Annotated in this window: 4 protein-coding genes; all 4 read right to left on the bottom strand. The window is 73.2% G+C overall.

Annotated features, from left to right (window positions below; genetic code table 11):
- Window positions 1–1,340 (bottom strand): HNH endonuclease signature motif containing protein (locus AC5LUJ_RS11940; RefSeq protein ID WP_250291946.1); only part of this gene is annotated, 1,340 nt, incomplete at its 3' end.
- A gap of 438 nt (window positions 1,341–1,778) precedes the next feature.
- Window positions 1,779–3,347 carry a Mur ligase family protein gene (locus AC5LUJ_RS11935; protein ID WP_493464945.1) on the bottom strand — a complete coding sequence of 523 codons (1,569 nt, stop codon included), beginning with the start codon at window positions 3,345–3,347 and terminating at the stop codon, window positions 1,779–1,781.
- Window positions 3,295–4,623, bottom strand: coding sequence for a MurL-like N-terminal domain-containing (locus AC5LUJ_RS11930; protein WP_250291943.1), 1,329 nt, complete (start codon window positions 4,621–4,623; stop codon window positions 3,295–3,297). Before AC5LUJ_RS11930 ends, AC5LUJ_RS11935 begins: the two co-directional genes overlap by 53 nt.
- Window positions 4,620–5,505, bottom strand: an 886-nt coding sequence (pgeF, locus tag AC5LUJ_RS11925) for a peptidoglycan editing factor PgeF (RefSeq protein ID WP_250291942.1), incomplete at its 5' end; no start/stop codon positions are given. The genes AC5LUJ_RS11930 and pgeF, both read right to left, overlap by 4 nt.

Here is a 5,505-nt window from a genome sequence, read left to right as displayed (position 1 = left end):
GTGGACGCCGGGGGTGTGGGTGGAGCGGGATCGTCCCAGGGCTCGGGCACGCTGGGATAGGTCCGCCCGGTCGGGGCGGTCCAGAGCACCGTGTCGGTGTCGCTATCGGTGCGTTGTACCATCCAGCCGCCGTCATGTTTCGCTCTGTGATGCCGTCGGCACAGGGTGAGCAGATTCTCCTCGCTGGTGGGCCCGCCGGTGCTGTGGGGCTGGATGTGGTCGAGGTCGCAGAACCGAGCGGGTTTCCGGCAGCCGGGGAACCGGCAGGTCCGCTGCCGGGTGCGTAGCAGCCGGGCCAGCCCAGGTGCGGGGAACCGGCGGCTGACTTCGACGGGCCGGTCGCCCTGAGCCGGGTCGGTGAGCACTCGTCGCCAGGTGGCATCCGTGGCGAGCTCACGGGCGAGGGCTGCGGGGATCGGCCCGTACCCGGCCAGTTCCCCGGGGACGTCACTGGCCCCGGCGAGCGTCGCCGCGGACACCAGCACCCCGACCTCTACCGACACCTCGGCTCCCCGGTCGCGGCCGAGGAGCAGGTCGACCAGCGCGTCGGCGCGGCGGGCGTCCATGCCGGGAGCCTCCTGCGGATCGGCGACCTGACGGGCCAGCGCGTCCAGGCGCTGGTAGGCGGCCTGGGCGTCGACCGCGGGCAGCAACGCCCACAGCTCGGCCATGCCGTCCTCGGCGGTGCGGAGCTGGACCTGCCGCTCGGTGCGGGCGTGGGCGTGCCGACGTCGGGCGCCATCCGGATCCGTCGCCAGTACGGCGCGGCGCAGGGCTTGGCGGAAGAGGCTGTGGCTGGCTCGCCCACCGCGAGCGAGCACCCGTTGTTCGACAGTGGCGGCTTTCTCGGCGGGGAGCGCGGCGGTGCTCTCCGCGACCGCGCGGACCCGGCCCAGGTCGATGTCACCGGCTTCCAGCGCGGTGAGGGTGGCGGGCAGCCGGTCGACGACGGTGACCGCCAGCTCCAGGCCGGCCGCCGCGGCGGCCGGGGACAACGCCAGCTCGGCGGCGATCTCCTCCGCGGCCCAGCCTGGCCCGGCCCGCTTCGCCTCCCCCGCCAGGGTGGGCCGCAGCGCGGCGAACCGGGCCTGCGCCCGCAGCATCACCGCCTCCAGCCCGGCGATCCGCTTCCGTACAGCCGCCATCAAGGACAGGCAGCCATCCGCATCACAGCCCTCCACCGCTGGCAGGCCGCCGCCCGCGCCGTCGGCCGCCAGCGCTGGTGGACCGCCGCCCGCGCCACCGCGCTCCACCACGGACAGGCCGTCGGCCGCATCACCGCCCCTCGCCGCTGGCGGACCGATAGCCGGGTCGGCGATGGTCGCTACAGAATCGAACATACGTACGAGTCTACTCGATTATCCGGACATTTCCACCACCTGGCGATGGCCGGTCCGCCGCGCCTCTGCGCGTACGCCGTTCGCGTGCACGCACTCCGGATTTTTACGGAAAGTATCAAATTGACTACTAAAAGTCGTCAGGACTTCTGGCCGGCGACGCGTGCCCCGGTTGGGGACGGGACGGTCGGGGCAACCCGCATCGACGAGAAGGACGCCGAGTGATCGTCATCCGGTTGAGGACGGGACGGTCGGGGCGACCGGTTCGCGCGGTCATCCCGCGGTCATCCGGAGAGGCTGGGAGCCAGCTTCTGAACCGCACTGCCACGGCTGCCACGGCTGTCGCCGCGGCGGCACGGCCCGTGCTCTCGGCCCGCGCCGTTGTCATCGTCCCTGGGCCCAGCTGTCATGAGGCTGCCCACGCTCAGGTGGTATTTCCGTTCAGGTGGCGCGGCAGTTGCACATGGCGTGGGCGAAGGCGGCGCCGCGGTCGCGGTAGTCGCGGAAGCGGCCGAAGCTCGCCGCCGCCGGCGAGAGCAGGACGACACCGTCGGGTCTCGCCCAGCGGTAGCCCTCGGCGACGGCGGTGGCGAGATCGGGCGTGTCCACGACGGTGACGTGCGGGCCGGCGCCGGCCTGGGTGACCTGGCGGCGGATGTCCGGGCCGTTGTCCGGCACGGTGAGGACGAACGTGTCCAGGCTGCGGCCGCGCAGGCCGACCGCGAGCGGGCTGTAGTCGATGCCGCGGCTGTAGCCGCCGACGATGAGCGCGACCCGGCGGCTGTCGAAGGCGTCCACGGCCGCCAGCGTCGGCAGGACGTTCGTCGACAGGCTGTCGTCGACGAAGCTGACCCCGTCCACCGAGCCGATCATCTTCAGGCGGCTGTCCAGGCCGGTGAAGTCCGCCGCGGCGGCCCGCAGCGCGTCGTCGTCGTCCGCCTCGGGCACACCGAGCGCACGCAGGCAGGCCCTGGCGATCATTGCGTTGCGCCGGTTGTGCCGGCCGAGCAGTCCCAACGGGCGGGTCCAGTCACCGGCGTCACCGGTGGCATCAACGCCGACGTAGCTGATGGCGCCAGCAGGGCCGACAGCTACGCCGGAGCCAGCGATACCGGCAGCGCCGGCAGCGCCGGCAGTATCAACCGGGCTGGCGGTATCAACCGGGCTGGCGGTATCAACCAGGCTGGTGGGTCCAACCGGTCCAACCGGGCTGGCGGGGCCAACCGGGCGGGCGGGGCCGGCGATGTCGGCGGAGCCGTCGTCGGCGTGCACCCAGTGCACCTTCGGGCCGAGGAGGTGCCGGTGGGCGCGGATCAGGTCGCTGTCGCCGTTGGCGACGGTCAGTTCGGCGCCGGGCTGCGAGCAGGCGGACAGCTTGTCGCGGTAGTACGTCTCGGGGTCGTTGTCGTGCCAGGGCAGATGGTCGGGATGCAGGGAGGTCAGCGCGACCACCGGCGGGGAGCAGGCCAGGTCGGCCGCCTGGTAGCTGGAGATCTCGACGACCCAGAAGTCATAGTCGCCGCCGGCCTGTGGGTCGTGCGGCGGCAGGCCGATGTTGCCCGCGACCAGGCAGCGGTAGCCGAGCCGGGTCAGCAGGTGCCCGGCGATCGCCGAGGTGGTGCTCTTGCCCTTGGTGCCGGTCACGCACAGCACCTTCGAGCGGTCGGCTTCGGCGAGCCACAGGCCCACCCCGCCGACCACCGGGATGCCGCGCCGCTGAAGGGCCCGCACGGTCTCGCCGTAGCGGGAGATCCCCGGCGTCTTGACGACGACGTCACAGCGGGTGAGGGCGTCGAACCCGCCGGCGGCGGTCGTCAGCAGCGGCCTGCCGTCGACGTGGGCCCGGCCGGGGGCGTCGTCGACGAGCACCGGGTCGATCCCCCGGGCGAGGCAGGCCCGCAGGTTGGCCTCGCCCTCGCGTCCCAGGCCGTAGATGCCGACCGCGCGGCCGCGCAGGTCAGACCAGGAGATCGTCGGGCGCATACCGGTCCGGGACGAAGTGGCGGCCATGGGGGACGAGCAGTTTCTCGGACGCGGGCTCCTCGGGCAGGGGGCCGAGCGCGGCCAGCACGGCGGAGCCGGCCCGGTCAGCCCGCGGGGCGGCCAGCGCGGTGGCGGCCCGGCACTCGGTGATGTCACCGACGCATTCCCAGGGCTTGTTGTCCGCGGACAGCCCCAGCAGGGTGCGGAACCGGCCCAGCAGTGTCACGTCGGCCAGCGGCTCGCGGCCGTCGAACACCTGCCGCAGCGCCGGCTCGGCGATGAAGGGAGCGAGAATCAGGTCGATGAAACAGCATTTGTCGCACCGGCCGCACCACCTGTCCAGCCGCTGCGCCGGGTCGATGTGGAAGGCACGGTTGCAGCTGCGGAAATGGTCGAAGTACTGCGGCAGCGCGGCGAACCGGCGGGCGATCCACAGTTCGGTGAACGGGCGCAGCAGCGAGAAGTAGTCCGGGCCGCCGGCCAGCGTTTCCGCCAGCACCGAGCGCAGGGAGTTCTCGAACGCCTCGCTCTTGGAATACTGGTGGTTGACGGACCGGCCGTCGACCTCGATGGTGCCCACCGACGCGGACCACTCGTTGGACATCACCACGGCGTCCCGCCCGTCCAGGACGGCCGCCAGGAGCGCGATCGCCGAGAGGATTCCGGTGACCGGGACGTGCCCGTTGAGAAAACCGAGCTCCGCCGACCGCAGCAGCTGGGGGTCGATGAGCCGTTCCGCCCGCACGACCGGGAAGCCGGTGACGCGGGCGGGCCGTTCGATGGCGTCGAAGCGGTCCCCGGGCCGGTTGACCACGAACAGCGCCGGGTCCTTCGCCAGCGGCCGGAGGAGCTCCGCGGTGACGATGGAGTCCACCCCGCCGCCGAAGGGCACCAGCGGCCGGCTCTCCCGCGGGCTGAACGCCACCGGCGCCGTCCGTTCCAGCCGGGGGCCGACGATCCGCAGGCCGGAGAGGTCGAGGTTGTTGCGGTAGGCGAACTCGCCCAGGCCGTCCAGGTAGAACTCGCGGAGGAAGGCGCGTTCGATGTCCGTCACCGCGGTGTCGCCGAGGTCGACCACCGGCGGGGCGGCGGACTTGTAGTAGGAGACCGCGGCCAGCAGGAATATCAGCCGGGCCGTCTCGGCGGCGGCCGGCTCGTCCCAGGCGCCGCCGCCGGGGAAGGTGATCTCCTCGCGGAAGTCCCGCCCGTCGAGCCGGTAGCGGCACACCAGCCGGTTACGGGACGTGTCGATGTCGTAGCCGACGTAGTGGAAGCTCTCCCCGCGCGGGGGTGACACCGTCATGAGCGGTCCTTTCCGCGCGGCTGGACCGGCTGGTCCTTGCCGCGCAGCCGGGCCACGGCGGCGAACCGGCCGCACGGGCCGCCGGCCCGATGGCTGAAGAACGGTGTGCCCGGACCGCCGGTGCCGATGGCGGTGACGTGCACCTGACCTGCCGGTACACCCGCGGCGACCAGCTGCAGGGTGTTGGCCCGCCACAGGTCGAAGGCCCACCGGCCGGTGCCGTCGGGCCGCGCCACCTCGTCGAGCCGGTCACCGAAGGCGGTGCGGGCCGCGTCGACGACGTCCGCGCCGACCTGGTAGCGGTCGGGCTGGATGGCCGGCCCGACGCAGGCGACGATGTCACGCGGGTCGCTGCCGAGCTGGCGCATGGCCGTCACCGCGGCGGGGGTGGCCCCGCGGACGGTCCCGCCCCAGCCGGCGTGCACGCAGGCCAGGACACCGGCCACCGGGTCGTGCAGGACAAGCGGGACACAGTCGGCCGCCAGGACGGCGAGGACGACACCGGGCACCGCGGTCACGAGCGCGTCGGTCGCCGGTATCGCGTCCGCGGCCGAGCGGGCGCCCCGGCCGCGGTGCTCGTCGGTGACGACGGCCACGTCGCGGCGGTGGACCTGCTCGCAGAACACGAAGTCGTCGAGGTCCGCGTCGAGCGCGGCGGCCACCGTCGCCCGGTTCGCCAGCACAGCCGCGTCGTCGTCCCCGACATGCAGGCCGAGGTTCAGCGAGGCGTAGCGGCCCATGGACACCCCGCCGTCGCGGGTCGTGACGAAGGCGTCCACGGCGTGTCCGCTCAGGGCCGGCCAGCGCAGCACCCGCAGGCCCGAGGCGGTCCACTGGAACCGCCCTCCGACCGCGTTAGCCGGCGTCCTGCCCGTGGACGCC

This window comes from Protofrankia sp. CiP1_Cm_nod3 (assembly GCF_982290655.1).
The sequence above is the reverse complement of the archived record's forward strand: the minus strand, read 5'-3'. Positions and strand labels throughout refer to the sequence as shown.